The sequence below is a fragment of the Gordonia amicalis NBRC 100051 = JCM 11271 genome (assembly GCF_000332995.1).
Lineage (GTDB): Bacteria > Actinomycetota > Actinomycetes > Mycobacteriales > Mycobacteriaceae > Gordonia > Gordonia amicalis.
Genome location: NZ_BANS01000031.1, coordinates 1 through 26,976, shown reverse-complemented (window position 1 = coordinate 26,976; position 26,976 = coordinate 1). Strand labels below are relative to the sequence as shown.

The following is a 26,976-nucleotide window of genomic DNA, read 5'->3' as shown; positions in this document are numbered from 1 at the left end:
CGGTTGCCGGGCCTACTGGAACCGGACGGTGATGTCGGAGTGACCCACGCGGATGCGGTCGCCGTCGGCGAGTTCCCAGGTGTTGACCTGCAGATCGTTGACGGTGGTGCCGTTGGTCGAGTTGAGGTCGGTGAGCATCGCGGTGGTGCCGTCCCAGCGGATCTCCACGTGGCGACGCGACACACCGGTGTCGGGCAGACGGAACTGCGCGTCCTGGCCGCGACCGATCACGTTGGAACCCTCGTGCAGCTGGAAGGTGCGGTTGCTGCCGTCCTCGAGGAGCAGGGTGATCGACGTCGGGGCGTAGCCGGCGGCGGGACGTCCCGCGCCGTAACCCTGGTCGTAGCCACCCTGGTAGTCGTAGGCGGCCGGCTGCTGACCGTAGCCCTGCTGCGAATAGCCCTGCTGGCCGTAACCCTGGTCGTAGCCGGGCTGCTGTCCGTAGCCCTGCTGTTCGTATCCGGGCTGGCCGTAGCCGGGCTGCTGGCCGTAACCCTGCTGCTCGTAGCCGGCGGGCTGCTGGTAGCCCTGCTGCTCATAGCCCTGGCCGTAGCCGGGCTGCTGGCCGTAACCCTGCTGTTCATAGCCGGCGGGCTGCTGTCCGTAGCCCTGCTGGCCGTAGCCGGGCTGCTGTCCGTAACCCTGCTGTTCATAGCCGGCCGGCTGCTGACCGTAGCCCTGCTGGTCGTACCCCTGCTCGTAGCCGGGCTGCTGACCGTACTGCTCGTAGCCCTGCTGTCCGTAGCCCTGCTGGTCGTACCCCTGCTGGTCGTAGCCCTGCTGCTCGTAGGCCTGCTGGTCGTAAGCGGGATCGGCGCCCCTGCGCTGGTCGTATCCGGGGTTCTGAGTCATCTTGGGGGCTCCTTGGTCGAGGGCGTCGGCGGGAAAGGCTTGTGCGGCCGGGCGAGGATTCGGGGCCGGGGGACTGGCCGGTGGGCGAGGGGCCTTCGGTGGTGGTGCGCCGTGTGGTTGCTCCGAACGCGGCGGCACCGGTCGGGGCCGTGCGTCCGGGTTCACCGTGCCGCGCGCACGGAAGATCCCGGTGTGCAGGGATGGCGATTGCTCGAACTCTACGACGACCTTGCCGTAGGTCTGCCACCCGTTGTCATGGATGAAGTGTTCCAAATGCTTCGAGAAAGTCTTGCGGTTCAGTTCGTATTCCGCCGCGATGTGCTCGTGATCGGTCGGACTCAACAGCAATGTGTAGCTGTTCGCCGCAAGGACGGTACCGTCGCCGAGGTTCTCCAGCGACTCCTCGGCTTCGCGCGCCAGGCCGTTCTCGATCTCCTGCGGGGCCACCTGACCACCGAAAACTCGCGCAAAGCCGTCGTCAACAGCACCTTCGAGCTTGCGTTCAATTCGTTGCAGGATCCCCACCGAGACCTCCTTTCGCGGCATTCGAGCGTGTCGCCGTGCATATGGCCTTGTTTGATGATAGCGACAAGAACGGACAACTGTGCCACCGCGACAACTGGTGCATCGTGTGTAACACCTGCCCCAGGTGTCTGGCCAGTCACCGGTGCCGCAGGTCACCGACGCTGCGAATGCCCGCGGAGACCCGGGTTTTGTAGTAGGGGCGCGGTGCTGCTATCGTCGTCCAGTCGCCGGACGAACCCAGTTCGACGACATGCCCGCCGGAACTCCGGCGGCCACGGGCGAGTGGCGGAATGGCAGACGCGCTGGCTTCAGGTGCCAGTGTCCTTCGGGACGTGGGGGTTCAAGTCCCCCTTCGCCCACCACGAGCGGAAGCTCACACGGTGTCAGATGCCAGACTGCGAAAACGCGGTCTGGCCTTCTTGTTTCGGGCCGGCGGTATCGCGGTTCCCGCTCACTGCTCTCCGACGACACGTAACACCTGCGACCGCTGCACGGCGTCGAGCGACAGCGTGCGGTAACCCTGCTCGCCGAAGAGCACGGTCACTCGATCCGGTTCGACGCGGACCACCTCGCCCTCTCCCCAGTCTTCGTGCCGCACACGGTGATTGAGTGGGAACGGTACGTCGGCGTCGAGGATCGCCGAGGGTGGGGCCGCTCCCGTCAGGCAGTTGTCGCAGTTGCCGCAGGCACCCACACGGTGTTCGCCGAAGTAGCCGAGCAGGAAGCGGCGTCGGCAGTCGGCGGTCTCGGCGTAGCCGCGCATCATCTCCACGCGGGACGTGTCCATCCGGGCCCCGACGTCGGCGGCGTGCACCGCTCCGGCGACCGCGTCATCCGCCGTCGTCTGGCCGGCTCGGTATCCGTCGGGTCCGGACAGCACCGCGCCGGCCTGCTCGAGAAGGTTCAGGGAGTTGATCAGGGTGCGTGTCCGGAGGTCGAGTCGCCGACCCAGGTCACGCAACGGGATCGGCTCACCGTGCGGGCGGAGCGCCGCGAACACGCGGCGGAGTACGTTCTCCACGGGATGCCGACCGGCGAAGAACCGCCGCAGGGCCAGATCCTCGGGCCGATAGAACAGTAGTGCCAGGGCCGGGTCGCCGTCGCGGCCCGCCCGCCCGATCTCCTGGTAGTAGTCGTCCAGCGAATCGGGCACCGACTCGTGGACGACGAACCGGATGTCGTGTTTGTCGATTCCCATCCCGAACGCCGACGTCGCCACCACCACGTCGACCTCGCCGGCACGGAAGTCGCCATGCACCTGCGACCGGTCGACCGCGCGCAGGCCTCCGTGGTATCCGGCGGCGCGGATCCCGCGCCCCCGCAATGCCGACGCGTACTCGATCGCCGCCCGGTGAGTGGAGACATAGACCAGGCCGCATCCGTCGAGGTCGGTGACACGAGCGATCAGTGCGCGCCGCTTGTCCGTGGCGTGGGCGGATCGTCGTACCTCGAGCCGGATGTTCGGACGGTCGAACCCGGTCGCGACGACGATTGGTTCCCGCATGCGCAGTTCGGTGATGATCTCGTCGCGGACCGGTGGCGACGCGGTTGCGGTCAGGGCCAGGACCGGCGGACGAGGCGACCTCGGCGCCGCCAGGCCGGCGATCGTTGCACCCAGACGCAGATAATCGGGGCGGAAGTCGTGGCCCCACGCGGCGATGCAGTGTGCCTCGTCGACCACGACCAGCGAGACGCCCGCGTCGCGGAGACGGTCGACCACCTGGGTCTTCGCCAGCTGTTCGGGTGCGACGAACACGTACTCGGCGCCCCCGGCGGTCACGAGGTCCCACGCACGGGTCAGCGCCCGCGGACCGAGCGCGGAGTTGAGGGCGACGGCGATCGGTGCGTCGTCGGCGGCGGAGATCCCGGCCACCTGGTCGTGCTGCAGCGCGATCAACGGGGAGATGACGAGGGTGATCCCGTCGAGCATGGCGCCGGCCACCTGATAGATCGCCGACTTCCCGTATCCGGTGCGCATCGCCGCAAGCACGTCGCGGCCGTCGAGGAGCGGCTCCATCGCCTCGATCAGCCCGGGTCGCAGCATGGTCCAGCCGAAGTCCTCGCGGGCGATCCGCCGCAGCTCCGCACGACGGCGTTCGTCGATCGATTCGGTCATCCTCGCAGCTTCTCCTTCCAGACGAACCACGGGAAGACCACGACGTGCCATCGTCGAGAGAACGTCGCCCGGAATGCCGTGAACGCGGAATCCGTTGAGTATCCGGTACAGAGCGCGGAGGCGTCCCGGAGATGAGGTTTGACGATGACCACCGGTGTTCATCGAGGAGAGCACGAGCCTGCCGACGTGCTGCTTCCTGTGCACGATCCGTTCTACGACGAGCCGGCCGATGTGGCCGCCCTGGCCCCGGGAGACATCATCCGGTGCCGGCAGGTCGAGCTCAAGGACTACTGGGCTTCCCAGCACCGCACCGATGCCTGGCAACTGCTGTATCGGTCGACGGACCTTCGTGGCGTCGCCGGGGTGGCTGCCACCACGGTCGTGCTGCCGCGGCGACGGGCCGGCGAGGGGCAATTCCAGCTGCTGTCGTTCCAGTGCGCGATCGATGCCGTCACCTCGCAGAGTTTCCCGTCGTACGCGCTGCGAAAGGGTGCCCGGTCGGGGCACACCATCGCACCCTTCGAATTCCTCGTGGTGCGTCGCGCACTTGCGAAGGGCTGGGCGGTCTCCATCCCCGACCACGAGGGCATGCTCGGCGCCTGGGGCGCTCCGCGAGAGCCCGGATATCGCACCCTCGACGGTATCCGCGCGGCGCTGGCCTTCACCCATCACGAACTCTCACACGACACCCCCGTCGGATTGTGGGGTTACTCCGGTGGCGGTATGGCGACGTCGTGGGCTGCGGAGATGGCGCCGGAGTATGCACCGGAACTGCGGCTGGTCGGCGCCGTCCTCGGATCACCGGTCGGTGACATGGCCTCGGCGCTCCTGCGACTCAACGGGAGCCTGCATGCCGGTCTGCCCGTCATGGTGATCGCCGGTCTGCGCCGGGTGTATCCACAGCTCGACCAGGTGATCCTGCAGCACGCGACCCCGTCCGGGCTTCGGCATCTCGACGAGATCGCCGAGATGCCGACGCTGCACGCGGTGCGCCGGTTCCGCAACCACGACATCGACCGATACCTCGACATCCCGCTCGCCGACGTCCTGGCCCAGCGCGAGATCGTCGAGATGATGAGCGACGTGCAGCTCGGCACCCATCGTCCCGACATCCCGTTGCTCGTCGTGCAGGCGGTGCGCGATCCGATCATCGCTGTCGCCGACGTCGACCGGCAGGTCGCCCGCTACCGCGAGCAGGGGGTGCCCGTCACATATGTCCGGGATCAGCTCAGCGAGCACATCTCGCTCCTACCGCTGTCCGGCCCGATGGCCGTGTCCTGGCTCGCGAACCGGCTCGCCGGTCGTCCGGCGACCGATCGCACGGTGACGACGCTCGCCGGACAGCCGTCGCCCGCGTGGGCGCTGCGACAGGTGACCCGACGGCTGCGCGGCTCGGTGGCCGAGCGGCGGGGCGACCTCGTCGCGTCGACCGAGGGAACCGACTTGACCACGGACGTGACGATGCCGGTCCCGCCGTCGGAACAGACCGCGTGATCACTCGCTGAAGCTCGGCGGTGGGCTCGGCTCGCCGTTCACGTGGACGTGCCGAGCACGCGCCCGGCGAAGCCGGCGAGGCGTGTTCGCAGCGACTCGATTCGCTGCTGCCGGACGGCTTCCGGGTCATGGCCGCCGAACGTCGGCGGCGGCTTCATCCGGACGTTCTTCGAGCACTCGAAGTTCGAGCAGATCAAGGTGCCGATGGTGTCGCCCTTGCGTCCGGCGGCACCGGCGAGCTTGGCGCTGAAAAAGGCGACGTCGTTGGGCAGGAGGACGTCCTCGCAGAACGAACACAGGGGGCGTTTGCGCGGCTGGCGTCCGCCCAGCCGGAGCATGATGCCGACCGGCTCGACGTCGGTCGGGATGACGACGTAGCCGACCACCGGCTGCTTCGGATCTCGCCAGCCGACGAAATCCGTCCGCTCCCAATTCGTTTCCTCGAAATCGGGCGGCAGGATGAGTGATTTGCGTTCGCGGACGGTCGCATTGACGAGGGAAGAGCGGATCTCGGACTCGGTCAGAGCATGCATGAAGAAAACACCTCGGGTGTCGGGAAGGAATGAGGGCATGCGTCGACCGGTGCGGTCCGCGGATGCGGTAATCGCGCCGGTCGGGGCAGGTCACTCAACCGTCGGCGCGCGCGACGCCGACGACCTCCTCACGCCCAGCGGGCGACGACACGAACAGATGCATGAACCAGATGCTCGCGTCCCGATGCGACTCTGTCAACGGAAATAACCACGATCGAGGAACGCACTCTGCCGCCGGTGCCTCACCGGCGGCGATTGGCACATGCCGAACGCGGGTACCCGACCGTGGTGATTCCCACGACGGGCGTGCGAAATCCGGACGAGCGTGTCGAGCCGGCCGTGTCGGCACGCGGCCCGAGGTGAGCAGCATGCTCCACATCGGTACCTCCGGCTGGCAGTACAAGGACTGGCGCGGCGCGTTCTATCCCGAGAAGCTCCCGCAGCGGCTGTGGCTGAACTATTACGCGGAACGGTTCACGACGGCGGAGGTGAACAACACCTTCTACCGGCTGCCCGAGAAGACGGCGTTCGAGCACTGGGCGGACGCGGTTCCCGCAGACTTCCGGATGGCGGCGAAGATGAGCCGCTATCTCACGCATGTGAAGCGGCTGAAGGAGCCGGCCGAACCGGTCGAACGCTTTCTCGACCGTGCCGCCGGCCTCGGGACGAAGCTGGGACCTGTGCTGTTGCAGCTCCCGCCCAACCTCCGGGCAGAGCCTGACGCCCTCGCCGACACCCTGAAGCTGTTCCCGGACAGTGTTCAGCTCGCGGTCGAGCCGCGTCACGAGTCCTGGTGGACCGACGAGGTACGTGAGGTCCTCGAACGGCACAACGCCGCGCTGTGCTGGGCCGATCGCCGTAGTCGGATCCTCACCCCGCTGTGGCGGACCGCCGACTTCGGATACCTGCGCATGCACGACGGCACCGCCAGACGGCCGATGAGTTACGGCGTCCGCGCTATCGACACCTGGCTGCGCCGCTTGCGCGACAGCTTCGACGCTGAGTGCGACGTCTACGTGTACTTCAACAACGACCCCGGCTGCGCCGCGATCGACAATGCGCGCACCATGATTCGGCGCGCACAGACCCTGGGGATACCTGTGAGGACGGTCGCACCGCGATAGCCGAGTGACAGAGTACACGTCCCATAAATTCGTATCGATGATGCCAATTTATGTTTCACTTGCCGCATGCAGCTGACACGCTTCACCGACATCGGCCTCCGGGTCGTGATGCGACTCGCCGTCGCCGGCGAACAGTCCTCGGCTGCACCATCTCTCACCACGAAGGATCTCGCGGCGGAGCTCGCCGTCCCGTACACGCATGTCGCGAAGGTCGTCGGCAGGCTGTCGGAGATGGGTGTCGTCCATGCGCGCCGTGGCCGGGCCGGTGGTCTGACGATCACCGACCTCGGTCGCGAAGCACGCGTGGGCTGGCTCGCGCGATCCCTCGAAGGTGACGGGGAGGTCGTCGATTGCGAAGGTCCGCAGCCGTGCCCGCTGCGCCGCGGGTGCCATCTCCGGGGTGCGCTCGCCCGGGCGGCCGCCGCGTTCTACGACAGCCTCGATTCCGAAACCGTCGCCGATCTCGCCGGCGAGCCGACCACCGCGGTGCTGCTGTCGTTGTCGACGCGGCCACCCAACGGTGACAACGACTTCCGGCCGGAGGCCGGAGACTCTCACCCAGTGAGCAAGTGAACAGAGGAGTTCTCATGCTGTCCGACACCCAACGCGCCACTCTCGCAGCGACCCTGCCCGCAGTCGAGGGGGCTCTCACCGAGATCACCCCGCGGTTCTATCGCGGGCTGTTCGACGCACATCCGAACCTGCTGGACAACCTGTTCAACCGCACCCACCAGAAGAGCGGTGAACAGCCGCAGGCCCTCGCCGGTTCGGTCGCCGCCTTCGCGCGTCTCCAGCTCGAACCCGATGTTCGACGCCAGCGGTTCATCCTGGACCGGATCGCGCACAAGCACGCCTCGCTGGGTGTGACCGCCGATCAGTACAAGGTCGTCCACCAGCACCTGTTCGCGGCCATCGTCGAGGTCCTCGGCGATGCCGTCACGCCGGAGGTGGCCGACGCTTGGGACCAGTTGTACTGGGACATGGCCGATCTGCTCATCGCCTCCGAATCCGACCTCTATGCCGCTGCGGGTGTCGAGCCCGGTCAGGTGTGGCGCGAGGTCCGGGTCACCGACCGCGTCCAGGTCTCGCCCGACACGATCGCTCTCACGGTCGCCGCCGTCGACGGCGGCGACCTCCCGGGGTTCCGGCCCGGACAGTACATCTCGGTGCAGGTCCCGCTGAGTGACGGCGCCCAGCAGATCCGCCAGTACAGCCTGACGGGGTCTCCCGTCGACGCGCAGTGGCGCTTCAGCGTCAAACTCGCCGGCGAGGTCTCGGCCCACCTGCACGAGAACGTCTTCGAAGGCGACACCCTGCGGGTCAGCACTCCCTTCGGCGATCTCGTCCTGCCCGACGACGACGCCCCGTTGCTGCTGGCCTCGGCCGGGATCGGGTGCACGCCGGTGATCGGCCTGCTGACCGCACTGTCGGAGAAGGGCGACGCGCGTCCGGTGACTGTCCTGCACGCCGATCGTTCCCGCGACCGTCAGCCGCATCGCGGAATGCTTGCCGCACTGGTGGACTCGCTGCCGACCGGTCGACTCATCCAGTGGTATGAGAACACCTCGCCGCACATCGTCTCCGACTCGGTCCGGGTCGGGCAGATGTCGCTGGACAACGTCGAGGTGCACCCCGAGTCGAATGTGATGCTCTGTGGCCCCACCGGATTCCTGTCCTCGATGCGTGAGGAGTTCCTCGGCCGCGACATCGCGGAGAGCCGAATCCACTACGAGACCTTCGGTCCGGAACTCCTGCGATCGGGTGCCCGATGAGCACCGCCGCGGCGGTGGTCACCGCGCTCACCTTCGTGTGGCTCGGCATGGCCGTCGCGATCTCTTTTCTGGAGGCGCCGCTGAAGTTCCGGGCGCCGGGCGTGACCCTGCCCATCGGTCTCGGGATCGGCCGGCTGGTCTTCCGTGCTCTCAACGCCGCGGAGCTCGTCTGGGCGGTCGCCATCCTGGTCGCCGTCGTACTCGGTTCGTGGCCGGGGGCGGCCATACCGACTGCCACCGGGGTTGCGGTCGCGGCGTTGGTCGTCCAGCTCATCGCCGTCCGGCCGGCCCTCACCAAGCGGTCCGACGCCGTGCTGGCCGGACACGACGGTCCGCGTAGCTCAGCGCATCTCGTCTATGTCGGCGTCGAGGTGATCAAGGTGGCCGCGCTGATCTGGCTCGGCACGGCGGTACTCGTCAGCGCGACCTGACGAGCTGACCCGAGCAACCCGTCGCTCATCGGTGACCTCAGGTGTCACCGATGAGCGACGCGGCCAATTCCTCTGCTTGCGTGCGGATCTCGGGTATGGCGGTGGACTCCCAGAGTTCACCGCGGCGCAGCGATCCCAGTGTCCAGATCGGGCCCGGACGGCCGGCGGCGTCGAGGACACGACCGTCGTCGGTGACCAGACCCAGACCGAGCGGGTCGGTCGTCGCCAGTCCGGCGTCGAACATCGAGTCGAGGACGGGATTGCCGAGTCGCCGCAGATCCGTCTGCGGGCCGGTGCAGTTCACGATCCAGGCATAGGTGCGCTCATCCGCGCCGGTCGCGACGACCAGACCGCCCGGGACCGCGTCGACTCGGGTGATCCGCCCCGAGCGCACGACGAGACGACCCGTCCGCCGGGCCTCGTCGATCAGCGCACCGCTCGACGGCGGCATCCGATGACGACGCACACCCCAGTCCCCGGCGAGGTCGCGGACGAAGGCGCGGCGGTCTGTCTCGTCGAGCCGCCTCCACAATTCGGCGATCCGGTAGCGCACACCGTCGACGCCGGGTCGCCAGTTCCCCAGCAGGCGTTCGATTCTCGCGACATGGGTGGCGACCGCAGCCCGGATCTCGTCCAGGTTGTCGCCCCACGTCGAGGTGTCGGGGACGACCTCGCCGAGATACGTGTCGGCATGACGTCGAGGCAATCGACCCCCGCGCGAGATGGCTTCCACGCGTCGGTCGTCGCCGGACTTCAGCAGGCTGATCGCCACGTCGACCATGGTGAGGCCCGTACCGACCACCAGGACGTCCCCGTCGTCGGCCAGCACCGGTTCGAGGGCGTCGGGCAGCCACGGGTCGGCGATGTATCGAGGTTGTTCACTCAGGTCGCACGGCGCCCAGTCGTCGCCCACGCCGGGAAGTCCGGTCGCGAGCACCAGGCGGTCCCCGTCGACGACTGTCCCGCCCGCCGTCTCCACGCGAACGCCGTCACCCACGGCGGTGACGGTGGTGGCGTCGTCACGCAGGTGCCGGACACTCAGCCGGTCTCCGGCGCGTTCGCAGGCCTCCGCCAGCCGGGCTCGGAGGTAGCGGGCCCACTGCGTCCGCGGGGCGAAGAAGTAGTGCGCCTGTTCGCCGGCGACCAGCCCCTCCGACCGGCACCAGTCCACGAAGTCGAACCGCTCGTCCGGGTCCACCGACATCCCCGATGCGGGGACGTTCAGGAGGTGGGCAGGATCTGTGGTGCCGAAGGCCGGCCCGGCGACCTGGTCGACCGGGTCGATGACCACGACCTCGAGTGCGTCTGTCCGTTCGTCCGCGGCCAGCAGTCGAGCCAGGTGGAATACGACGAGCGAGCCGGCGGCGCCGGCCCCGACCACGATGACGCGCATCAGCCGACACCTGCGCCGACGAAGCCCGAACAGGCGGATCCGGCTCGTGGACGGGGACGCATTTCTGGCACCGGTACTTCTTACAGCAGACCGGTCCCGCCCGGTTGAACGAGGCGCAGCGGCAGCGTCGGCAGTCACTGGCTGCGGGCCGGTGACCCCACCGCCCGAGACAGCGCGCTGATGCGTCGCCCTCCGGACCCCCGAGGCCTCGAGCGGCTACCGCCTGTCGGGCATGTGGTAGCAGACGGTGACGTGCGGGGGGCACCGTCATCCTTAATGCCCTTCTCGTACTACGTAAGTCCCTTTTCTCGGTTCGCGCCGCCATGTTGACTCGAGGGGAGGCCTGATTGTGAGTGGGTCGGGCACCGTAGTCAGAACTCCCGGTTTGGAGGCGAGCCATGTTGCGGTTCTTGTCTCGCGAGTTGCACAGCTGGCGGGTCATGCATGTGTCATCGAACGAGCTGGTGCGTTCGGCCGACCGTCTTGAAAGCGTGCTGCTGGCCGTCCTCTCGTTGATGGGTCTGCTGGGAGTGTTGGTCGCACTGACCATGGGTAGTGACGCCTACGCCCGAAACAAGGTTGTCGTTGAGAACCAGCCTCCACGGCACGCGGTGATCGCGAAGGTGGTCGGCACTCCGAAGCAGGACAACGACACATCATTCGTCGTGTGGTCAGAACGCGACGGTCGCCAGATCACGGCAGCAGTTGGGCGTGAGCGTCAGGACCGCGTCGGTGGAACACGAAAGATCTGGCTGGCTCCGGACGGTGAGGTGGTCGACCGGCCCGCCACTACTGCAGACGCCATGTTGCACGCCTTCGCGACTGGCGGAAGAGCTGTCATCGTCACAGCGCTGGGGTGGTGGCTACTGACCTGGCTCGTCCGGGCCATAACAGATCGGTATCGGGCGCAGCGATGGGAAGCTGAGTGGTGCCGGTTCGACATCGACAGCCACCACTGAACGCAGGAAAGCGAGAGTTCGGGTTACGTCAGAGGTCGATCCGCAGGCCAACGGGCTGACCAGGTCGCGCGGGACAGCGAACTCAGCGCCGGACAGAGCCTAGAACGCACGTCGACCGGTCGCCCGAGAGGTCTTTGTCTCACCGTTCTGTCGACGGGGTGCGGATAACCACGCCTGCGAGTCGTCGAGACCGACTTGCGCCGGCAGCGGCGGAAGCTGGGCCCCGAACACTTCGTGGGCGAATTTGCTCAAGGCACGGCACTCGTCGGCCCACGCCATGCGACCGGCCGGTGTCGCCTCGTAGGTGCGACGATTTCGGCATCTCCGCATTGTGTCGTGCCGCTCGATCAGGCCCCGTTTGACGATGTCGTCGAGCGCCAGGCGTAGATCGCTTGGCTGCACGCGGTAACCGCGGCGACGCAGTTCCTCCAGGAGCCGATGCTCGGACACGTCCGATTGCAATGTGATTCCCAAGATGTGCACACGAATTGCGGCGTGTTCGATCGCTGTCATCACTCATCCTTTTCGTTTCACACGCCAGGCCGTGTCCGCCGGGGTCGTCGTCGCAGAAAGACAGGCCACCGTCGACGCTCCGGCGCTCGGTCACCGAGCGATCGACCGATGGCCTGTAGATGTGGTCACGACTCGTCTTCTGCTCGGCCCAGTGCGGGTTTCGTCTCAGACCGAGAGAGCTCTGGGGGCGCACACGGCTTCAACCAGGTGTCCCACTGTGTACTCGGGCAGATTCCGCGCGATATCGGCTTCACTGATCATGCCGACCGGGTGGCCGTCGTCGAGCACCGGAAGGCGCCGCACCTGGTGGGTCTCCATCAGTCGCAGAATCTCATCCACGTCCGCATCGGTGTCGACCTTGAACACCTCTGGCCCGACGAGATCGCCGACGAGCATCGTTCCGGGATCATGGCCGGCCGCAACGCACTTCGTCACAATGTCGCGATCGGTGACGATCCCGGTGAGGCGGTCCTGCGCGTCGAGGACCGGGAGCGCCCCGATGTCGAGCTCGGCCATCAGCCCGGCCGCCTGAGCCAGCGTGGCGTGAGCCTCGATGCACTCGGCGCCTTCGTGCATGATCTGTTGGGCAGTCGTCGTCATGTGTGCACTCCTCTGTGTAGGCACTCGGTCGGGGGGTCGGTGCATGGATCCCTCCGTCTCCATGCCACCCCTTCGTGCAGCTGATGCCTAGAGTCGGTCGGACCGCGACGAAGTGACAAAGGTAGTCGACGTGACTGATTCAGCCGTGTCGTCGTGCCCTGGGGTAGAGCAGCGAATCATTCCGGGGTGGTGCGTCGATGGAATCGTCCACACCTTTACGCGATGCCGCGAACCTCACTTCGACGAGGTCCTGCAGAGACTGCGCAGCGCGAAGTCGGGTCTGTCGGTAGGCGTCGATGTGTGGATGATCTGGTAGTTTGAGACAAACCTACTGAGATCGGAACATGTTGTGACAGAGGCGAATAAGTCCGGCAAGCGTCCCGCGTACGAGGTCGTCGCCGACGCGCTGCGCGTACGGATCCTCGCCGGCGAACTGACCCCGGGCACCCGTCTCCCACCGGACACCGAACTCCGGGCCGAGTTCGGCGTGGGTCAGAGCACCGTACGCGAGGCCATCCGGACGCTCGCGAGCGAGAACCTGGTCCACACCACGCGCGGGGTCACCGGCGGGACGTTCGTCGCCACCCCCGACATCGGCCAGCTCAGTGCTCATCTCGAAGCCGGGGTCACCCTGCTCGCCGCCGCCGAGGGGGTGACCGTCGACCAACTCATGGAGGTTCGTCAGCTCACCGAGGTCCCCGCGGCCGGCGTCGCCGCCTACCGGCACACCGACGCTCACCTGGAAGAGTTGCGCGACACCATCTTCGACCCATCCTCCGGCATCGGTCCCGAGGTCTACGCCAACAACCAGGAGTTTCACCGCATCCTGCTGCGCGCGGCGGACAACCCGCTCCTCGATCTCATCACCGTCCCGGTGTTCCGGGTCATCGGCAGCCGCTTCAGTCGTGACGCCGCACCGGAGGGTTTCTGGCGATGCGTCGACGAGGATCACCGTGCGATCCTCGAGGCGGTCGAGCGCCGGGACTCGATGACGGCGATGACCCTCATGCGCCGGCACCTCGACCACCTCGGTGACGTCTACAAGCAGATGGACCTGCTCAGACGCCAGAACTGACACGGACGGGCGGGAGCCGGAGATGCCAGTCGCTGTGTTCCTGCACCTGCTCGGCCAGCGCGAGGAGGGTCCCCTCACGCAGACGCGCGGCCGTCAGCTGTGCACCGATGGGCATTCCGGACGGATGCACGCCGATCGGCAGCGCCAGTGTCGGGCCGTCGTGCAACGACCACGGATACGTCAGCTGTCCCATCCGGCGGGCCTGTGCCACCACCGCCTCCCCGACGCCGAGCTCCGGTACGTCCACCGGCATCGCCGGGGTGAGCACGACGTCCACGTCCCGGAACATGTCGGCCATCGCCGACCGGAAGACGTCCCGCTGTCGCACCGCGGCCGCCCGCTGTTCGTCGGAGATGTCCAGTCCGAGGGAGATTCGTTCGCGGGTCGCCGGCTGGAAACGGGACGGCTCGTCGCGCAATCGTTCGGCGTGGATGCGTGCCAGGTCCGAATAGATCAGGGTGTAGACCACGTCCTGCGCCGACTCACTGTGCGGCACCGGACATTCCACGACGCGGTGACCCAGTTGCCGGAGGAGTTCGACGGCCTCGGTGACGGCGTCGGTGATGGCGGGATCGACGTCGCCGGTGACGAACGGCCACGGGACCGCAACTCTGAGGGGACCGGTGTCCGGGGGTGTCGGGTCCGAACCGGCGAGCACCGCGAACGTCTCGCGCACCCGGGTGGCCGTGCGGGCCAGCGGTCCGACGGTGTCGAAGTCCGCACTCACGGGGAAGATCCCGGACATGTCCAGCAGGCCGACGGACGGGCGCAGACCGGTCACCCCGCAGCATGCGGCGGGCAACCGGATCGAACCGCCGGTGTCGGTGCCGAGTGCCACGTCGACGACCCCTGCGGCGACGGCGACACCTGACCCGCCGCTCGAGCCACCGGGCACACGGCGGGCGTCCCAGGGATTCACCGGACCGCCCGATGCCGAGTTCTGGCTCGTGACGCCGACGGCGAACTCGGCGAGGTTCAGCGTGGAGGTGATCACCGCCCCGGCACGTTTCAGGGCGTCGACACATGCCGCGTCGTCCGCCGCCACGCGGTCGGCGAAGAACTCCGATCCACAGGTGGATCGCACCCCACCGACCTCGATGTTGTCCTTCACGCCCACGCGGACACCCGCCAGGGGACTCCGGGCCCCCGATGGATCGACGCCCAGCTCGCCGGGCACCCAGCTGATGACCGTGTTCAAGCGCTCGGCGACGGAAACCGCTTCGGCAGAGGGACTCCCGGAGATGCCGGAGGGGCCGGCGACAGAATCGCCGGCCCCTCCGAGATCACTGGTCAGGACGCCACCCGCGACGAGCGCAGGGCCTCGGTGGCAGCCTCGTCGACGGTCCAGTTGTCGGTGTTCACGACCACACCGTAGTCCTGGCGCGCCTCCTCGGCGGTCAGGTACTCGTCCCACACGTCGGACAGCACGGAGAACGGGTCGCGCCGGAACGGGTCGCCGAAACCTCCACCCGACGGCATCCGGATCTCCAGGCGGTCACCCGCGTGGATGACCTCCTGGTGACCTTCGAGAAGAGCACCTCTTCTTCCGGTGTGCCGGGATTGCGGATGAACGATCCGGAGGCGCCGTCGCCGCCGCCGAGCGCACCCGCGGGCGGGTCGGTGCGGTTGTCGGCCTCCGAGCCGAGGAAGGTGTCGGTCTCCATGTACCAGGTGCGCACACTGCCGATGCCTCCGCGCCACTGGCCGGGAGCCGGCGACTCGTCGCGCAGTTCGTAACGCTCGGCGCGCATGGCGTGATTGAGCTCGAGTTCCTCGATCGGGTTGTTGCGGGTGTTGGCCATCAGGGCGTCGACGGCGTCCATGCCGTCCTTGCCGTTGCGCGCACCGTAGGAACCCTCGTTGATCTCGATGTAGACCCAGTACGACTCGCCGTCCTCGGCCAGACCCGAGTAGGCGATGGCACACAGCGCCGCCGACGAACCGGCGATGGCCCGCTCGGGCAGCACCGGTGCGAGCGCCAGGTTGATCGAGTCGAAGATCCGGTTGACCTGAGAGAACCGGGCAAAACACGACGCCGGGAAATCCGGGTTGAAGATCGTTCCCTCGGGTGCGTAGGCACGCACCGGACGGAAGCACCCGTCGTTCTGCGGGACGAACTCCTCGGCGAGGTACTCATCGAGGAGGATAGTGCGGATCGCGCTCACCGCGACGGGGAGCACCGAACCCTCGAAGGGCACGTTGAACGCCGTGGGCACCTGATCGTTCGAGCCGGTGAGGTCGATGAGGACTTCCTCGTCCTCCACCTGCACGCGGACCGCGACCTTCAGCGGGACACCGCGATTCTTGCCGTCGTCGTCGAGGTAGCCGATCGGTGCTTCGTAGCTGCCGTTGGGGATCGCCCGGATGCGGCTGCGCAGCATCTCCTCCGAGTAGTCCATCCACCGGTCGGCGGCGCTCATCACGACGTCGAGACCGTACTTCTCGAGCAGTTCGACGAACCGCTTCTCGCCGATGCGGGAGCAGGCGATCAGGGCCTCGAGATCGCCGCGGTTCTGCTCCGGTGTGCGCACGTTGTCCAGGATGTGCTGGATCAGCATGTCGTTGCGGACGCCGCCGTCGTAGATCTTCATGGAGTCCATCAGCTTGCCCTCGGCCCAGACGTCGACGACGTCCATGCACAGGCCGGGGAAGTTGCCGCCGATGTCGGAGACGTGACCGGTACACCCGGCGAACCCGATGTGCTCGCCCTCCCAGAAGATCGGGATGATCACGCGTAGTCGGGGGAGTGCGCCGCGCCGTGGTACGGGTGATTGTGCAGGATCACGTCACCCGGCTTGTAGGTTCCGGCGAGCTTGCGGTTGACGCCGCGGATGTAGGCCGGGATCGAACCACAGTGCATCGGAGTCGAATCCGACTCGCACAGTTCGCGACCGTTGACGTCGAAGATGCCGGCGCCGAGGTCCTCGGACTCGCGGATCAGGCTCGAGTAGGCCATGCGGTAGAGGACCTGGGCCATCTCCTTGGCCATCGAGTTCAGCGCGCCACCGATGACGCGCAGGGTGATCGGATCGACCTCGACGGTGTTCCAGGTCCGATTGGCCTCGGCGGCAAGGGAAACGCCGTCGGTGGGCATCAGGGTCTTCGCCATCTCAGGCGCTCCTCTCGATGATGATGTGGCCCACGGCGTCGACCGTGGCCTTCTGTCCGATGCCGACGATGGTCGTCGAGTCGAACTGCTGGACGATGGCCGGGCCCTCGAAGGTGTTGCCCGCCTTGAACAGTGCGCGGTCGTAGACGGGGGTCTCGACCCATTCGGGGTCGGCGGAGTCGTTCTTCCAGAACAGCGCCTGGGTGGTCGACTTGATGGCGCCCGACGCGTCGGCGCCGCCCTTCTCGATCTCGGCGATGCGGATGTGCTCGACCGCGCCGACACCGGTCACGCGGATGTTGACCAGCTGTACCGGCTTGTCGTCGAAACGCTGCGAGTAGGTACGACCGTGCACCTCGTGGAAGGTGGCCGCGGTCTGGCTCGACCCATTCGGCGGTGATCTCGCCGGCGGGTGCGGGCACACGAAGCTCGTAACCCTGTCCGACATAACGGCAGTCGACGCTGCGCTCGAGGGTGATGTCGGCTTCGGAGATGCCGTCGGCACGCAGCTGGGCGACGGCCTGCTCGGAGAGCCGGTCCATCTCTCGGCGCAGCAAGTCGAGGTCGGGTTCGGCCGACGACGTCCACACGGTCGTCGGGACCTCGTAGCGCACGTCGGTGGTCAGCAGGCCGACCGCCGACGGACGTGATGCCCGGATGGCCGGGGACGATGACCCGCGGGATGCCCAGGTGTTCGGCGATCTGCCACGCGTACAGCGGTCCGGCGCCGCCCTCGGCGACCAGCGAGAACTCGCGTGGGTCATAGCCTTTGCGCACCGAGTGCAGGGAGATGGCCTCGGTCATCGAGTGGGCGAGGATCTGGAAGATGCCCATTGCGGCATGCTCGAGATCGGCGCCGAGCTTGTCGGCGATGTGGGTCTTGACCGCCTCGGTCGCCAGCTCCGGCTTGACCTCCATGGTTCCCGACAAGAAACTGTCGGCGCCCAGCCAGCCCATGACGACCATGGCGTCGGTCGAGGTGGGTTCGGTGCCGCCGCGGTTGTAGCAGGCGGGTCCGGGCATGGCGCCCGCGCTGCGTGGTCCGACGCGGAACATGCCGCCCACGTCGAGGGTGATGACGCTCGGGTATCCCGAGGCCCGGCCGATGAAGCAGCCGCCGAGCAGGCCGGCGACGACGCCGCTGGTCAGCAGCGACACGGGGACCTCGCTGGCGCTGCGCGAGGTCACCAGACCGCCGGCCGAGGTCATCAGGTGGACGTCCTCGCCGACCTGCGCGGCCTTCGCCTTGCCGGCCAGGTTCTCGATGTAGCGGGAGGTCTTGGGTCCCACGAAGGCGTTGAGGGCGGTGGTCGAGAAGCGCTCGTACTCGCGGTACTGGCTGGCGACGTCGCTGGACAGCGACACGAAGACGCCGGGGTACTCCTCGGCGATGATCTCGCGGACCCGCTGCTCGTGGGTCGGGTTGCGGTAGGCGTGCAGGAAGGCGACGGCGATCGCCTCGACCCCGCGTTCGCGGAGAAGTGCGACCTCGCGGCGGACGGCGTCCTCGTCGAGCGGGGTCAGCACGTTGCCGGCGGCGTCGATCCGCTCGGGGACGGTCCGCCGGTTGCGGCGCGGGACCAGCTGCCACTTCTGCCAGGGCAGGTCCTGGTAGTTGGAGTAGTTCAGGGGGCGCTTCTTACGCGCGATGTGCAGGAGGTCGCGGAACCCGTCGGTGGTGATCATGCCGACGTCGCTGCCGTTGTGCTCGAGCACGATGTTGGTGGCCACGGTGGTCCCGTGGAAGAACATCTCGATGTCGGCGACGTCGATGCCCGCACGCTGCGCCAGCACCTCGATCCCGCCATCGTGCCGATCGAGGGATCGTGGTTGGTCGACGGCGTCTTGTGCACCGTCACCGTCCCGTCGTCGTCCCACAGGACCAGGTCGGTGAACGTACCGCCCACATCCACGCCGATTCGCTTCATCGAAACTCGCTTCCTCTTCTCATGCCGTCACCCCGACGTCGGATCGGTGCGCCCCATCCGGTGACGGGAGTGATCTGAGCCATAGCTGCGCTCGGAAGAATGATGCAATACATCGGATGGTTCGGCAACCATGAGCAGATTCTCGGTGACGACCCAGGGTTTGTGACGCCTTGACGACCTAAAGATCAGATGTTTATGGTGGCCGCGGCACGGCGTGTGCTTCTCGACGACAACGCCGCACCCTTCAGGAGGACCATTGACCACCCATCCCGCCACACTCGGACGCTTCTTCGAGGACTACGTCGTGGGCGACGTCTATCAGCACCCGATGGGCCGCACGATCACCGACACCGACAACGCGTGGATCACCTGTCTGTCGATGAACACCAATCAGAACCACTTCAACGAGCACCTCGCCCGGACGAATCCCATCACCGACGGCAAGGTGATCGTGAACTCGGGGCTGACCATCGCGTTGGTGCTCGGACTGTCGGTGATCGACATGAGTCAGAACGCCGTCGCCAACCTCCAGTTCACCGACGTCAAACTCCAGCATCCGGTCTACGTCGGCGACACGATCTACGCCGAGAGCATCTGCACCGACCTACGCCAGTCCAAGTCTCGTCCCTACGCGGGCATCGTGTCGATGGTCACCCGGGGCGTCAACCAGGACGGCGAGGTCGTGATCTCCTGGAAGCGTTCGGTGATGGTCGCGACCCGCGAGAGCGGCATCGGACAGAACTACTTCCCCGAGGTCAAGGCGCCCTCGCTGACCGAGCTCACCGCCGCCGCACAGACCGAGGAGGCGCGCTCATGAGGCCGCTCGAAGACGTCCGCATCATTGCCGTCGAGCAGTACGGCGCCGGCCCCTTCGGCAGCGTCCATCTGGCCGATCTCGGTGCCGACGTGCTCAAGATCGAGGAGCCGACCTCCGGCGGCGACGTCGGGCGCTACGTTCCGCCCTACAACAAGGGCGAGGACTCCCTGTTCTTCGAGACCTTCAACCGCAACAAGCGCAGCCTGTCGCTGGACCTCGGGACGCCCGGCGGGCGCAAGGTGTTCGAAGATCTGGTCCGCACCAGCGACGCGGTCTATTCGAATCTCCGCGGCGACGTCCCGGCGAAGATCAAGATCACCTACGACGACCTCAAGCACCTCAACCCGGCCATCGTCTGCTGCAGCCTGACCGGGTTCGGCATGACCGGTCCGCGGGCCAAGCAACCCGGTTACGACTACATCCTGCAGGGCCTGGCCGGGTGGATGGACCTCACCGGCGATCCCGACGGTCCGCCCACCAAATCCGGTCTCTCCCTTGTGGATTTCTGTGGCGGTTACGTTGCCGCGCTCAGCCTGATGGCGGGTCTGCACGCCGCCCGGCGGGATGGGGTCGGCGGCGACTGCGACGTCTCGCTCTACGACACCGCCATCTCGATGCTCACCTACCCGGCCGCCTGGCACCTCAACGCCGGCTACCGTCCGGGCCGTACGAAGAACTCCGCGCATCCCTCGCTGGTGCCGTTCCAGGCCTTCGAGGCCTCCGACGGGTGGTTCGTCGTCGGCTGCGCCAAGGAGAAGTTCTGGGTGCGGCTGGCCGAGGCCATCGGTCTCACCGAGCTGCTCGACGACCCGCGGTTCACCGACTTCGCCGCCCGCGGCCAGCACAAGGACGAACTGCTGCCCTTGCTGGAGAAGCGATTCGCCGAGGCGACGGTCGATCACTGGGTGTCGTTGCTGACGGAGGCCGGTGTGCCGACGGGGCCGATCAACGACGTCGAGCAGGCGTTGACCGAGGAGCACACCCTGGCGCGCGGGCTCATCGCCACCACCGAACACGAGGTGTGGGGCGAGGTCCGTCAGGTCACCTCACCGGTGCGCTTCGGCAACGAGCCCGCGGAGTATCGTCGGGCACCGCGCCGCAACGAGAACTTCGACGAGGTGATGGAACTGCTCGGCTACAGCGCAGAGGACGTCAGCGGTCTCGTCGAGGCCGGCGCCTTCGGATCGATCGCACAGGCCACGCCGTGACCGCCCGCCGGCTCGCGCGCTGGGCCGCGGGCCTCGACATCGAGGACATCCCCGAGGTCACCCGGCAGGCCGCGGTGCGACACCTGCTCGACGGGATCGGCAATGCGATCGGCGCCCGCCGACTCGATCAGGGCGGCCCCGGACTGTCCGTCGCCCGCGGGCTCGGCGGCCCGGCGCAGGCACATCCGCTCGGTGACCCCGAGGCCATCTCCGCTCCCGCGGCGGCCTTCGCCAACGGGGTTCTGATGCACGCCCTGGACTTCGACGACACGCATGCCGGAGCGCTCGTGCATCCGACGACGGTCGTGGCACCGGCCGTCCTGGCCGTCGCCGAGAAAGTCGGCGCGACCGGTGCGCGGACGGTGACCGCGCTGGTGGCCGGCCTGGAGATCGCCTGTCGACTGGGTGTGGCCGCACCGCACGGCTTCCACGCGCGCGGACTCCATGCGACTGCCGTGGTCGGCCCGCTCGCCGGTGCCGTCGCCGCCGGCCTGCTGTACGGCGCCGACGCCGACCGTCTCACCGATGCCATCGGCATCGCGGCGTCGTCGTCGGGTGGGTTGCTCGAGTTCCTCGACACCGGGGCCAACACCAAGGTCCTGCATCCGGGGAACGCGGGTTTCAGCGGTGTCCTCGCCGCGCGCCTGGCCCTGGCCGGGGCCACCGGTCCCGAATCGGTGCTGGAGGGCCGGCGCGGCCTCTACCGGGCGCTCGCCGACCGGGACGTCGATCCCGACGTGATCGTCGCCGATCTCGGAACTCGTTGGGAGAGCGCCGGTATCGGTATCAAGCCGTACCCGAGCTGTCAGCTCATGCACGCCTCGCTCGATGCGGTGGCGCAGGCCCTGGCCGATGCGGCGCAGGCGGGTGCCCAGGTGACGGCGTCGCGCGTCGCCGCCATCAGCGTCGACGTTCATCCCGACAGCGTGGACATCGTCTGCGGGCCGGGAACCGGAACCCGCAGTCCACGCAGCGTCTATGACGCGAAGTTCGATCTGCCGTGGAGCGTCGCCGCACTCGTCCACGACGGTGCCGTCACCGTCGACACCTACGCCGAGGAATCGATCGTTCGACCCGACGTGGCCGCCACCGCCGGACGCGTCGAGGTCGTTCCCGTACCCGATGGCCGCCCGGCCGCCGACGCCGCCGGCCGGGCGGTCATCACCCTCGACGACTCCACACGGCTCGTCGGCGAGGTTCCGTGCAGCCGAGGCACTTCCGGCCGGCCGATGGACGACGCCGCCGTCGCCGAGAAGTTCCGGGGCAACAGCGGCGGCGGAGCCGACGCGGATGCGCTCATCGAAGCGGTCCTCGGTTTGTGCGACGCCCCGTCCGTCGAACAGATCCCGGTGCTCGCGACCGCCCTCATCGGCTGACCGACTGTTATCGCCGAAACTCCGGGCCGGGCCCGGAGTTCCGTCCACACCTCAGATCAAGGATCACGCAATGGATTTCAGTTTCACCGAGGAACAGCGCGACTTGCGGTCGGCGCTCCGCCAGTTGGTCGACAAGGAGATCATCCCGGTCGCCAACGAGTGGGAACGTGAGGGTCGCTATCCCACGGAGATCGTCGCGCGGTTGCGGGACATGGGTCTGTTCGGGATCACCACCCCGGAGGAGTACGGCGGACTCGAGCTCGACATGGTGTCCTTCACCCTCGTGTACGAGGAGATCGCCCGCGGCTGGATGGGTATCGCCGGCATTCTCGGCAGTCACAACCTGGCGTGCTGGATGATCGCGCGGCACGGTACCGAAGAACAGAAGCAGCAGTGGCTGCCCCGGCTGGCGAGCGGTGAATGTCGTACCGGCATCGGACTGACCGAACCGGGCGCGGGCACCGACCTGCAGGGCATCAAGACCACCGCCACCCGCGACGGCGACGACTACGTCATCCGCGGCACCAAGACCTGGATCACCAACGCACGCCACGCAAATGTGCTCCCCGTCCTGGTCAAGACGGACCCGTCCGCCTCGCCGGCGCACAAGGGCATGAGCATCCTGCTCGTCGACACCACGACTCCCGGATTCGAGGTCCAGCGCGACCTCGGGAAGCTCGGCTACAAGGGCACCGAATCGTGCGAGATCTTCCTCGGCGAGGTGCGGGTGCCGGCGTCGACGCTGCTCGGCGGGGTCGAGGGCCGCGGCATGCAGCAGGCCCTGTCCGGACTTGAGATCGGCCGCCTCAACATCGCCGGCCGCAGCGTCGGCATCGCGCAGGCGTCGTACGACGCGGCGCTCAACTACTCCCGGGAGCGCACCGCCTTCGGCAAGCCGATCTCGGACTTCCAGGCGATCCAGCTCAAACTCGCCGACATCGCGACCCAGCTGCAGGCCGCCCGTCTCATGACGTATTGGGCTGCCGCGAAGGCGGATTCGGGTGCACGCGTCGACGGCGAGGCCGGCATGGCGAAGTACTTCGCCTCGGAGACCGCGATCACCGCGAGCCTCGAGGCGATGCGGATCCATGGCGGCTACGGCTACTCGACCGAGTTCAACGTGGAGCGGTACTACCGCGACGCGCCGCTGATGTCGATCGGTGAGGGCACCAACGACATCATGCGGACCGTCATCGCCAAGGCACTGGTCAACGGGACCGTCACCGTCGGATGACTTCGCCGCTGATCTACCTGTACGTACCGGGCGACCGGCCCGAACGTTTCGGCAAGGCGACCGCCTCCGGTACCGATGCCGTGGTTCTCGACCTCGAGGACGCGGTGCCGGTGGCCGCCAAGGACGCTGCGCGTATCGCGGTGGGCACCTGGCTCGAGAACCGCGACCGGTCCGGTGTGCCCGCGTGGGTACGGGTGAATCCGGGTGCCGAGCTGCTCGACGACCTGACCATGGCGGTCCGGTGCGGGGCCGACGGCATCTGGCTGCCCAAATGCGATGATCGCGCGACCCTGGAACGCGTGGACCGGATGCTCACCGATCTCGAGACGCAGGAGGACCGTCCACGGACACCGGTCTCACCGCTGATCGAGACCGGTGCCGCACTGGAACGCAGCGGCGATCGCCGGCGGTCCCCGGGTCGAGTTCGTGCAGATCGGCGAGGTCGACCTGGCCGCGGACCTCGGGGTCACGCCGGTCGTCGGCGACGAATTGCTCTGGGCACGATCGCAAGTCGTGGCCGCCTCGGCAGCGGCACGGATCCGGCCACCCCTCGCGGCGGCATCGCCGGTCATCGACGATGCCGAGTCATTCGAGACGGAGACTCGGCGGCTCACCGGGCTCGGCTTCTTCGGTCGTGCGTGCATCCACCCGCGCCAGATCGGGCCCGCGCGTGCCGGTCTCGCACCGACCGCGTCCGAAGTCGACACCGCGGTCGACGTGCTGGCGGCCTTCGACGCCGCCGGGCACGGGGCGGCGACCGACAGCGCGGGCCGGCTCATCGACGAGGCGGTCGCCCGGATCGCGCGTAGGACCCTCGCTCGCCGGGCCTGACACACCCGCGGACGACGATTTCGTGACAGATCATCGACAGGGGCCTTGATTCCTCTCAGGATGTGCTCAGGGAGCCTGATTTGTCCGCTAATGTTTAGCAATGCGCAAAGGTCAGGGCCATTCCCGATGGTCGACGCGTCCGCTGGTTGCGGCGCTCGCGGTGTCAGTCTCGGCGACGATCTCGGTGGTGGGGATCGGCGCCTCAGAGGCGGCACCCGTCGTGAATCCTCAGGCCGGGAAGGTGGTCGCGCACTCCGGATTCGACGTCAAACGCGACGGCTTCTCCTTCGAGAACTGGGGAGACGATGACGCACTGCACCGGCGCGGTCTCACCATCGACGGCATGCGTGCGGTCTTCGGCGACGAGGTATGTGCCCGGATCGTGCTCGGCGTCTGCTCACCGACCACCGTCGCCGAACTCGTGCAGAAAGAGTTCAACGAGTCGATGACCGGAGGCCACTGCTACGGAATGGCGGCGCTGGCAGGTCTGTACAACACGAAGCGCCTGAGCCCGTTCCCGCTGGCGATGCCCTGGCAGACGGTCTACAGCATGCCTGCGTCGGCTCCTCTCGACGAGCTGATCGCCCGGATGTTCATCACCCAGGGCTTCCCGCCCACGGATCTCGCCATGTCCGAGGTCTCGGTGTCGCAGGCACTGACCAAGCTCCGGAACGCCTGGTCGCGCAACGACAATTACATCCTCGCCATCTACACCGACGACGAGCAGACGGCCGGACACGCGATCAACCCGGTGGCGATTCGGGATCTCGGCGACGGCAAGCGCGGTATCGTGGTCTACGACAACAACTTCCCGGGTGTGGAGAAGATGGTGGTCGTGGATCCGGCCGCCGACACCTGGTACTACTCGACGGCGACCAATCCGTCCGAGCCGACGATGCTGTTCCAGGGCTCGCAGAAGAACAAGATGATGCTGGTCCCGCTGGCCACGGTCCTGGCGCGTCATCAGGACCCGGACCTCCGCACCGACGACACCGTCGTCGCGGTGACCGACACCAACGGAACGGCCAAGGGCGTCGGTGACGTCGACTGGGACGTCCGTGTCACCGATCTGTCCGGCAAGCCGATTCCCGGTGTGGAGCAGAAGATCCTGTTCAACAACGACAACACCGCGCGGTTCATCGTCCCCGCGGGCAAGCGTTTCCGCGTCGTCGTCGACGGTGTCGAGGCCGGGCGTACCGCCGACATCAGCACGACGGTTTTGAGCAGCGGCGGTGCGGTGGCGGTCGGGGATCTCGAGGTTCCCGCCGGCGCGACGTCCGCGCTCGATGTCGATCCCGTTCGTCACGCGATCCGGGTGAGTTCGTCGGCACCGACGACAGCCCGGTTCGAAGTTGCGACCGAGGATTCGCTGCGTTCGGTCTCGACCCAGACCTCGCAGCTCGCCATCGGTCCGGGTTCGTCGGTCTCGGTGGGGGCCACGTCGCCCGTCGGCGTGACCGTGCAGACCGAGGGTCGTGCGCAGAAATTCCGGGTCGCGGTCGAACGCAGCGATACCATCGCCGACCAGAGCGCGGTCACACAGACTCCGGTCACACTCCGGCCGGGTGCGAAGCTCGATGTGCCGGTGGACCTCTGGACAGGGTGGACCCCGCTGACCGCAACGGTCCACGCCGGTGGGTCGACCACCGCCGTGCCCCTGTCGGTGAAGTGATCCCGTCGGCAGTGATGCCGGCGAAGTGAAGGAACAGATCCGTCCGGGCATTCGACGTCGATCGCGTGCGCGGTGGCGGCGAAGCCGGCGACATTGTGGTGCCGATACTCGGGACCGGTTGCGACAGAATGCGTGATGGCCTCGTGGCCGGAAAGGCAGGCACTGAATTGTTGCCTTCGTTGACCCTGAGCGACTCCCGGCGATCCCGCTGGTCGCCTGTCCCACTTCGACTTCTGGGCGTCGCACTCGCCGCGGGACTGGGACTGACGGCGTGCAGTGCCGACGACCCGGCGGTCTCGGGTCCGGTCGACACCCAGGCGACCGAGGAGGTGCAGTACCTCGACGACGTCACCATCCACCGGATCGAGTACCCGACACCCGGCGAGGCGGACAGCGATCAGAACTGGGCCGAGTTTTACCTCCCGAAGGGCGAGCAGCGGGTCGACTCGATCCCGCTCGTCGTCCTGATCCACGGCGGTGCCTGGCAGAGTGCGTTGGGCGCGGACATCTTCGATCCGCTGGCTCGTGATCTCGCCGAGCGCGGCATGGCGGTCTACAACGTCGAGTACCGGCGGGTGGGTTCGGGCGGCGGCTGGCCGACGACCTTCCGCGACGTGGCGAGTGCGCTCGACCACGTGTCGGTGGTGGACAAGCAGTTCCCGCAGATCACCACGGATGACGAACTCGTCGTCGGACACAGTGCCGGCGCACAACTCGCGGTGTGGGGTGGCACCCGGCACAAGCTGGAGGACGACGAGGTCGGTGCGCGGCCGGTGTTCCGCCCGACCCGGGTGGTGTCGCTCGCCGGACCTCTCGACATGGTCTATGCCGCAACACATGGCGACGATCGGATCGTGACCGCCCTGGGCGGCTCGCCTCGTCAGGTGCCGAAGCGCTACACCATGGTCGACCCGATCCAGAACATCGATCCGACGACACCGGTGGTGGCCGTACACGGCACCAAGGACCGCATGGTCTCGCCGGTCAACTCGAGCCGCTACGTCGACGCCGTCGTGAGGCAGGGTGGTCAGGCCGAGGCGGTGCTGATCCCGGGCGGTGACCACGGCTCGGTGGTGACCTCGACCGCGCCCGAATACCCGCAGGTTCTCGACATCATCACCGGAGTCTCATACGCCGACCTCGATGACGTCGATGACGTGATCGACTGATGCAGCGGCCACGGACCTCTGATTCGACTTCGGCTCGGTTGCACGAACTTTCGCTCTATGAGGTGCCCACCCTAGCTCTCTGAGGTGTGAGGAGTGTTGGCGGTGAGTGCCCATCTGCTCTCTTGAGGTGTGAGGAGCGTTAGCGGTGAGTGCCCACTTGCTCCCTGAGGTGTGAGGAGCGTTAGCGGTGAGTGCCCACTTGCTCCCTGAGGTGTGAGGAGCGTTAGCTGTAATGACCAGGGAGG

The 26,976-nt window shown here is 67.4% G+C and carries 24 protein-coding genes, 1 tRNA gene and 2 pseudogenes; 15 read left to right on the top strand and 12 right to left on the bottom strand.

Annotated elements, in window-relative coordinates:
• Positions 1-12: 12 nt before the first annotated feature.
• Positions 13-1,377: an FHA domain-containing protein gene (locus GOAMI_RS15405; RefSeq protein WP_006437474.1), complete on the bottom strand. Its 1,365-nt coding sequence runs from the start codon at positions 1,375-1,377 to the stop codon at positions 13-15.
• Between the two features lie 276 nt (positions 1,378-1,653).
• Between GOAMI_RS15405 and GOAMI_RS15400 the strand changes: the two genes are divergently transcribed.
• Positions 1,654-1,739: transfer RNA gene (locus tag GOAMI_RS15400), tRNA-Leu, on the top strand.
• 89 nt (positions 1,740-1,828) lie between these two features.
• Here GOAMI_RS15400 and GOAMI_RS15395 read toward each other — a convergent pair.
• Complete coding sequence (locus GOAMI_RS15395) at positions 1,829-3,493, bottom strand: RecQ family ATP-dependent DNA helicase (protein ID WP_006437473.1); 1,665 nt, start codon at positions 3,491-3,493, stop codon at positions 1,829-1,831.
• A gap of 144 nt (positions 3,494-3,637) precedes the next feature.
• Between GOAMI_RS15395 and GOAMI_RS15390 the strand changes: the two genes are divergently transcribed.
• The gene (locus GOAMI_RS15390; RefSeq protein WP_006437472.1) at positions 3,638-4,987 is read left to right on the top strand and encodes a lipase family protein; all 1,350 of its coding nucleotides are present in this window, start codon (positions 3,638-3,640) and stop codon (positions 4,985-4,987) included.
• A gap of 38 nt (positions 4,988-5,025) precedes the next feature.
• On the opposite strand, the gene GOAMI_RS15385 is transcribed toward GOAMI_RS15390, so the two are convergent.
• Complete coding sequence (locus GOAMI_RS15385) at positions 5,026-5,520, bottom strand: FBP domain-containing protein (RefSeq protein WP_006437471.1); 495 nt, start codon at positions 5,518-5,520, stop codon at positions 5,026-5,028.
• Positions 5,521-5,888: 368 nt separating this feature from the next.
• On the opposite strand from GOAMI_RS15385, the gene GOAMI_RS15380 reads away from it, so the two are divergent.
• From GOAMI_RS15380 to GOAMI_RS15365, 4 genes are all read left to right on the top strand, one after another.
• Complete coding sequence (locus GOAMI_RS15380) at positions 5,889-6,644, top strand: DUF72 domain-containing protein (RefSeq protein WP_006437470.1); 756 nt, start codon at positions 5,889-5,891, stop codon at positions 6,642-6,644.
• Positions 6,645-6,710: 66 nt separating this feature from the next.
• On the top strand, positions 6,711-7,217 hold the full coding sequence (locus tag GOAMI_RS15375) for an RrF2 family transcriptional regulator (RefSeq protein WP_006437469.1): 507 nt from the start codon (positions 6,711-6,713) through the stop codon (positions 7,215-7,217).
• Between the two features lie 14 nt (positions 7,218-7,231).
• Positions 7,232-8,416: a globin domain-containing protein gene (locus tag GOAMI_RS15370; RefSeq protein WP_006437468.1), complete on the top strand. Its 1,185-nt coding sequence runs from the start codon at positions 7,232-7,234 to the stop codon at positions 8,414-8,416.
• Positions 8,413-8,847 (top strand): hypothetical protein, encoded by a 435-nt coding sequence (locus GOAMI_RS15365; RefSeq protein ID WP_006437467.1) that lies wholly within the window; start codon positions 8,413-8,415, stop codon positions 8,845-8,847. The genes GOAMI_RS15370 and GOAMI_RS15365 overlap by 4 nt, the downstream gene beginning before the upstream one ends.
• A 37-nt stretch (positions 8,848-8,884) precedes the next feature.
• Here GOAMI_RS15365 and GOAMI_RS15360 read toward each other — a convergent pair whose 3' ends face one another.
• Positions 8,885-10,240 (bottom strand): FAD/NAD(P)-binding protein, encoded by a 1,356-nt coding sequence (locus tag GOAMI_RS15360; RefSeq protein WP_006437466.1) that lies wholly within the window; start codon positions 10,238-10,240, stop codon positions 8,885-8,887.
• Between the two features lie 398 nt (positions 10,241-10,638).
• Between GOAMI_RS15360 and GOAMI_RS15355 the strand changes: the two genes are divergently transcribed.
• Positions 10,639-11,199 carry an Rv1733c family protein gene (locus tag GOAMI_RS15355; RefSeq protein ID WP_006437465.1) on the top strand — a complete coding sequence of 187 codons (561 nt, stop codon included), beginning with the start codon at positions 10,639-10,641 and terminating at the stop codon, positions 11,197-11,199.
• 99 nt (positions 11,200-11,298) lie between these two features.
• Here GOAMI_RS15355 and GOAMI_RS15350 read toward each other — a convergent pair whose 3' ends face one another.
• Together GOAMI_RS15350 and GOAMI_RS15345 are read right to left on the bottom strand one after the other, a co-directional pair.
• Entirely contained in the window at positions 11,299-11,712 is a 414-nt protein-coding gene (locus GOAMI_RS15350) for a phenylalanine--tRNA ligase subunit alpha (protein WP_006437464.1), read from the bottom strand.
• Between the two features lie 165 nt (positions 11,713-11,877).
• Entirely contained in the window at positions 11,878-12,312 is a 435-nt protein-coding gene (locus GOAMI_RS15345; RefSeq protein ID WP_006437463.1) for a CBS domain-containing protein, read from the bottom strand.
• A 349-nt stretch (positions 12,313-12,661) separates the two neighbouring features.
• On the opposite strand from GOAMI_RS15345, the gene GOAMI_RS15340 reads away from it, so the two are divergent.
• On the top strand, positions 12,662-13,387 hold the full coding sequence (locus GOAMI_RS15340; protein WP_006437462.1) for a FadR/GntR family transcriptional regulator: 726 nt from the start codon (positions 12,662-12,664) through the stop codon (positions 13,385-13,387).
• On the opposite strand, the gene GOAMI_RS15335 is transcribed toward GOAMI_RS15340, so the two are convergent.
• From GOAMI_RS15335 to GOAMI_RS23535, 6 genes and pseudogenes are all read right to left on the bottom strand, one after another.
• The gene (locus tag GOAMI_RS15335; RefSeq protein WP_040004896.1) at positions 13,371-14,585 is read right to left on the bottom strand and encodes an amidase; all 1,215 of its coding nucleotides are present in this window, start codon (positions 14,583-14,585) and stop codon (positions 13,371-13,373) included. The genes GOAMI_RS15340 and GOAMI_RS15335 overlap by 17 nt on opposite strands.
• Positions 14,586-14,677: 92 nt before the next feature.
• A complete protein-coding gene (locus GOAMI_RS23545; RefSeq protein WP_247603155.1) occupies positions 14,678-14,815 on the bottom strand; it encodes a hypothetical protein in 138 nt (45 codons plus the stop codon).
• A pseudogene (locus GOAMI_RS15330) lies at positions 14,785-16,364 on the bottom strand (hydantoinase B/oxoprolinase family protein). The gene GOAMI_RS23545 and the pseudogene GOAMI_RS15330 overlap by 31 nt, the downstream one beginning before the upstream one ends.
• Positions 16,365-16,497: 133 nt before the next feature.
• Positions 16,498-16,851 carry a hypothetical protein gene (locus GOAMI_RS23540; RefSeq protein ID WP_006437457.1) on the bottom strand — a complete coding sequence of 118 codons (354 nt, stop codon included), beginning with the start codon at positions 16,849-16,851 and terminating at the stop codon, positions 16,498-16,500.
• Positions 16,785-18,248 carry a hydantoinase/oxoprolinase family protein gene (locus GOAMI_RS15325; protein WP_255219199.1) on the bottom strand — a complete coding sequence of 488 codons (1,464 nt, stop codon included), beginning with the start codon at positions 18,246-18,248 and terminating at the stop codon, positions 16,785-16,787. The genes GOAMI_RS23540 and GOAMI_RS15325 overlap by 67 nt, the downstream gene beginning before the upstream one ends.
• Entirely contained in the window at positions 18,179-18,424 is a 246-nt protein-coding gene (locus tag GOAMI_RS23535) for a hydantoinase/oxoprolinase N-terminal domain-containing protein (RefSeq protein WP_255219198.1), read from the bottom strand. Before GOAMI_RS23535 ends, GOAMI_RS15325 begins: the two co-directional genes overlap by 70 nt.
• A 256-nt stretch (positions 18,425-18,680) precedes the next feature.
• Between GOAMI_RS23535 and GOAMI_RS15320 the strand changes: the two genes are divergently transcribed.
• The 7 genes and pseudogenes from GOAMI_RS15320 (at position 18,681) to GOAMI_RS15290 (ending at position 26,731) form a co-directional block, all read left to right on the top strand.
• Positions 18,681-19,241, top strand: coding sequence for a MaoC family dehydratase (locus GOAMI_RS15320; protein ID WP_006437455.1), 561 nt, complete (start codon positions 18,681-18,683; stop codon positions 19,239-19,241).
• Positions 19,238-20,449, top strand: coding sequence for a CaiB/BaiF CoA transferase family protein (locus GOAMI_RS15315; protein WP_006437454.1), 1,212 nt, complete (start codon positions 19,238-19,240; stop codon positions 20,447-20,449). The genes GOAMI_RS15320 and GOAMI_RS15315 overlap by 4 nt, the downstream gene beginning before the upstream one ends.
• Complete coding sequence (locus GOAMI_RS15310) at positions 20,446-21,825, top strand: MmgE/PrpD family protein (protein WP_006437453.1); 1,380 nt, start codon at positions 20,446-20,448, stop codon at positions 21,823-21,825. The genes GOAMI_RS15315 and GOAMI_RS15310 overlap by 4 nt, the downstream gene beginning before the upstream one ends.
• Positions 21,826-21,895: 70 nt before the next feature.
• Complete coding sequence (locus GOAMI_RS15305; RefSeq protein WP_006437452.1) at positions 21,896-23,059, top strand: acyl-CoA dehydrogenase family protein; 1,164 nt, start codon at positions 21,896-21,898, stop codon at positions 23,057-23,059.
• Positions 23,056-23,890, top strand: a pseudogene (locus tag GOAMI_RS23815) (HpcH/HpaI aldolase/citrate lyase family protein). The gene GOAMI_RS15305 and the pseudogene GOAMI_RS23815 overlap by 4 nt, the downstream one beginning before the upstream one ends.
• A 100-nt stretch (positions 23,891-23,990) precedes the next feature.
• Complete coding sequence (locus GOAMI_RS15295) at positions 23,991-25,562, top strand: hypothetical protein (RefSeq protein WP_006437450.1); 1,572 nt, start codon at positions 23,991-23,993, stop codon at positions 25,560-25,562.
• Between the two features lie 263 nt (positions 25,563-25,825).
• Positions 25,826-26,731, top strand: coding sequence for an alpha/beta hydrolase family protein (locus GOAMI_RS15290; RefSeq protein ID WP_051995430.1), 906 nt, complete (start codon positions 25,826-25,828; stop codon positions 26,729-26,731).
• Positions 26,732-26,976: the final 245 nt, after the last annotated feature.

Bases quoted from the DNA above. Each gene is read 5' to 3' on its own strand.
- GOAMI_RS15395 (WP_006437473.1), bottom strand. From the start codon at position 3,493: ATGACCGAATCGATCGACGAACGCCGTCGTGCGGAGCTGCGGCGGATC.
- GOAMI_RS15390 (WP_006437472.1), top strand. From the start codon at position 3,638: ATGACCACCGGTGTTCATCGAGGAGAGCACGAGCCTGCCGACGTGCTG.
- GOAMI_RS15385 (WP_006437471.1), bottom strand. From the start codon at position 5,520: ATGCATGCTCTGACCGAGTCCGAGATCCGCTCTTCCCTCGTCAATGCG.
- GOAMI_RS15380 (WP_006437470.1), top strand. From the start codon at position 5,889: ATGCTCCACATCGGTACCTCCGGCTGGCAGTACAAGGACTGGCGCGGC.
- GOAMI_RS15375 (WP_006437469.1), top strand. From the start codon at position 6,711: ATGCAGCTGACACGCTTCACCGACATCGGCCTCCGGGTCGTGATGCGA.
- GOAMI_RS15370 (WP_006437468.1), top strand. From the start codon at position 7,232: ATGCTGTCCGACACCCAACGCGCCACTCTCGCAGCGACCCTGCCCGCA.
- GOAMI_RS15365 (WP_006437467.1), top strand. From the start codon at position 8,413: ATGAGCACCGCCGCGGCGGTGGTCACCGCGCTCACCTTCGTGTGGCTC.
- GOAMI_RS15360 (WP_006437466.1), bottom strand. From the start codon at position 10,240: ATGCGCGTCATCGTGGTCGGGGCCGGCGCCGCCGGCTCGCTCGTCGTA.
- GOAMI_RS15355 (WP_006437465.1), top strand. From the start codon at position 10,639: ATGTTGCGGTTCTTGTCTCGCGAGTTGCACAGCTGGCGGGTCATGCAT.
- GOAMI_RS15350 (WP_006437464.1), bottom strand. From the start codon at position 11,712: ATGACAGCGATCGAACACGCCGCAATTCGTGTGCACATCTTGGGAATC.
- GOAMI_RS15345 (WP_006437463.1), bottom strand. From the start codon at position 12,312: ATGACGACGACTGCCCAACAGATCATGCACGAAGGCGCCGAGTGCATC.
- GOAMI_RS15325 (WP_255219199.1), bottom strand. From the start codon at position 18,248: ATGTTCTTCCACGGGACCACCGTGGCCACCAACATCGTGCTCGAGCAC.
- GOAMI_RS23535 (WP_255219198.1), bottom strand. From the start codon at position 18,424: ATGAAGCGAATCGGCGTGGATGTGGGCGGTACGTTCACCGACCTGGTC.
- GOAMI_RS15315 (WP_006437454.1), top strand. From the start codon at position 19,238: ATGAGGCCGCTCGAAGACGTCCGCATCATTGCCGTCGAGCAGTACGGC.
- GOAMI_RS15305 (WP_006437452.1), top strand. From the start codon at position 21,896: ATGGATTTCAGTTTCACCGAGGAACAGCGCGACTTGCGGTCGGCGCTC.
- GOAMI_RS15295 (WP_006437450.1), top strand. From the start codon at position 23,991: ATGCGCAAAGGTCAGGGCCATTCCCGATGGTCGACGCGTCCGCTGGTT.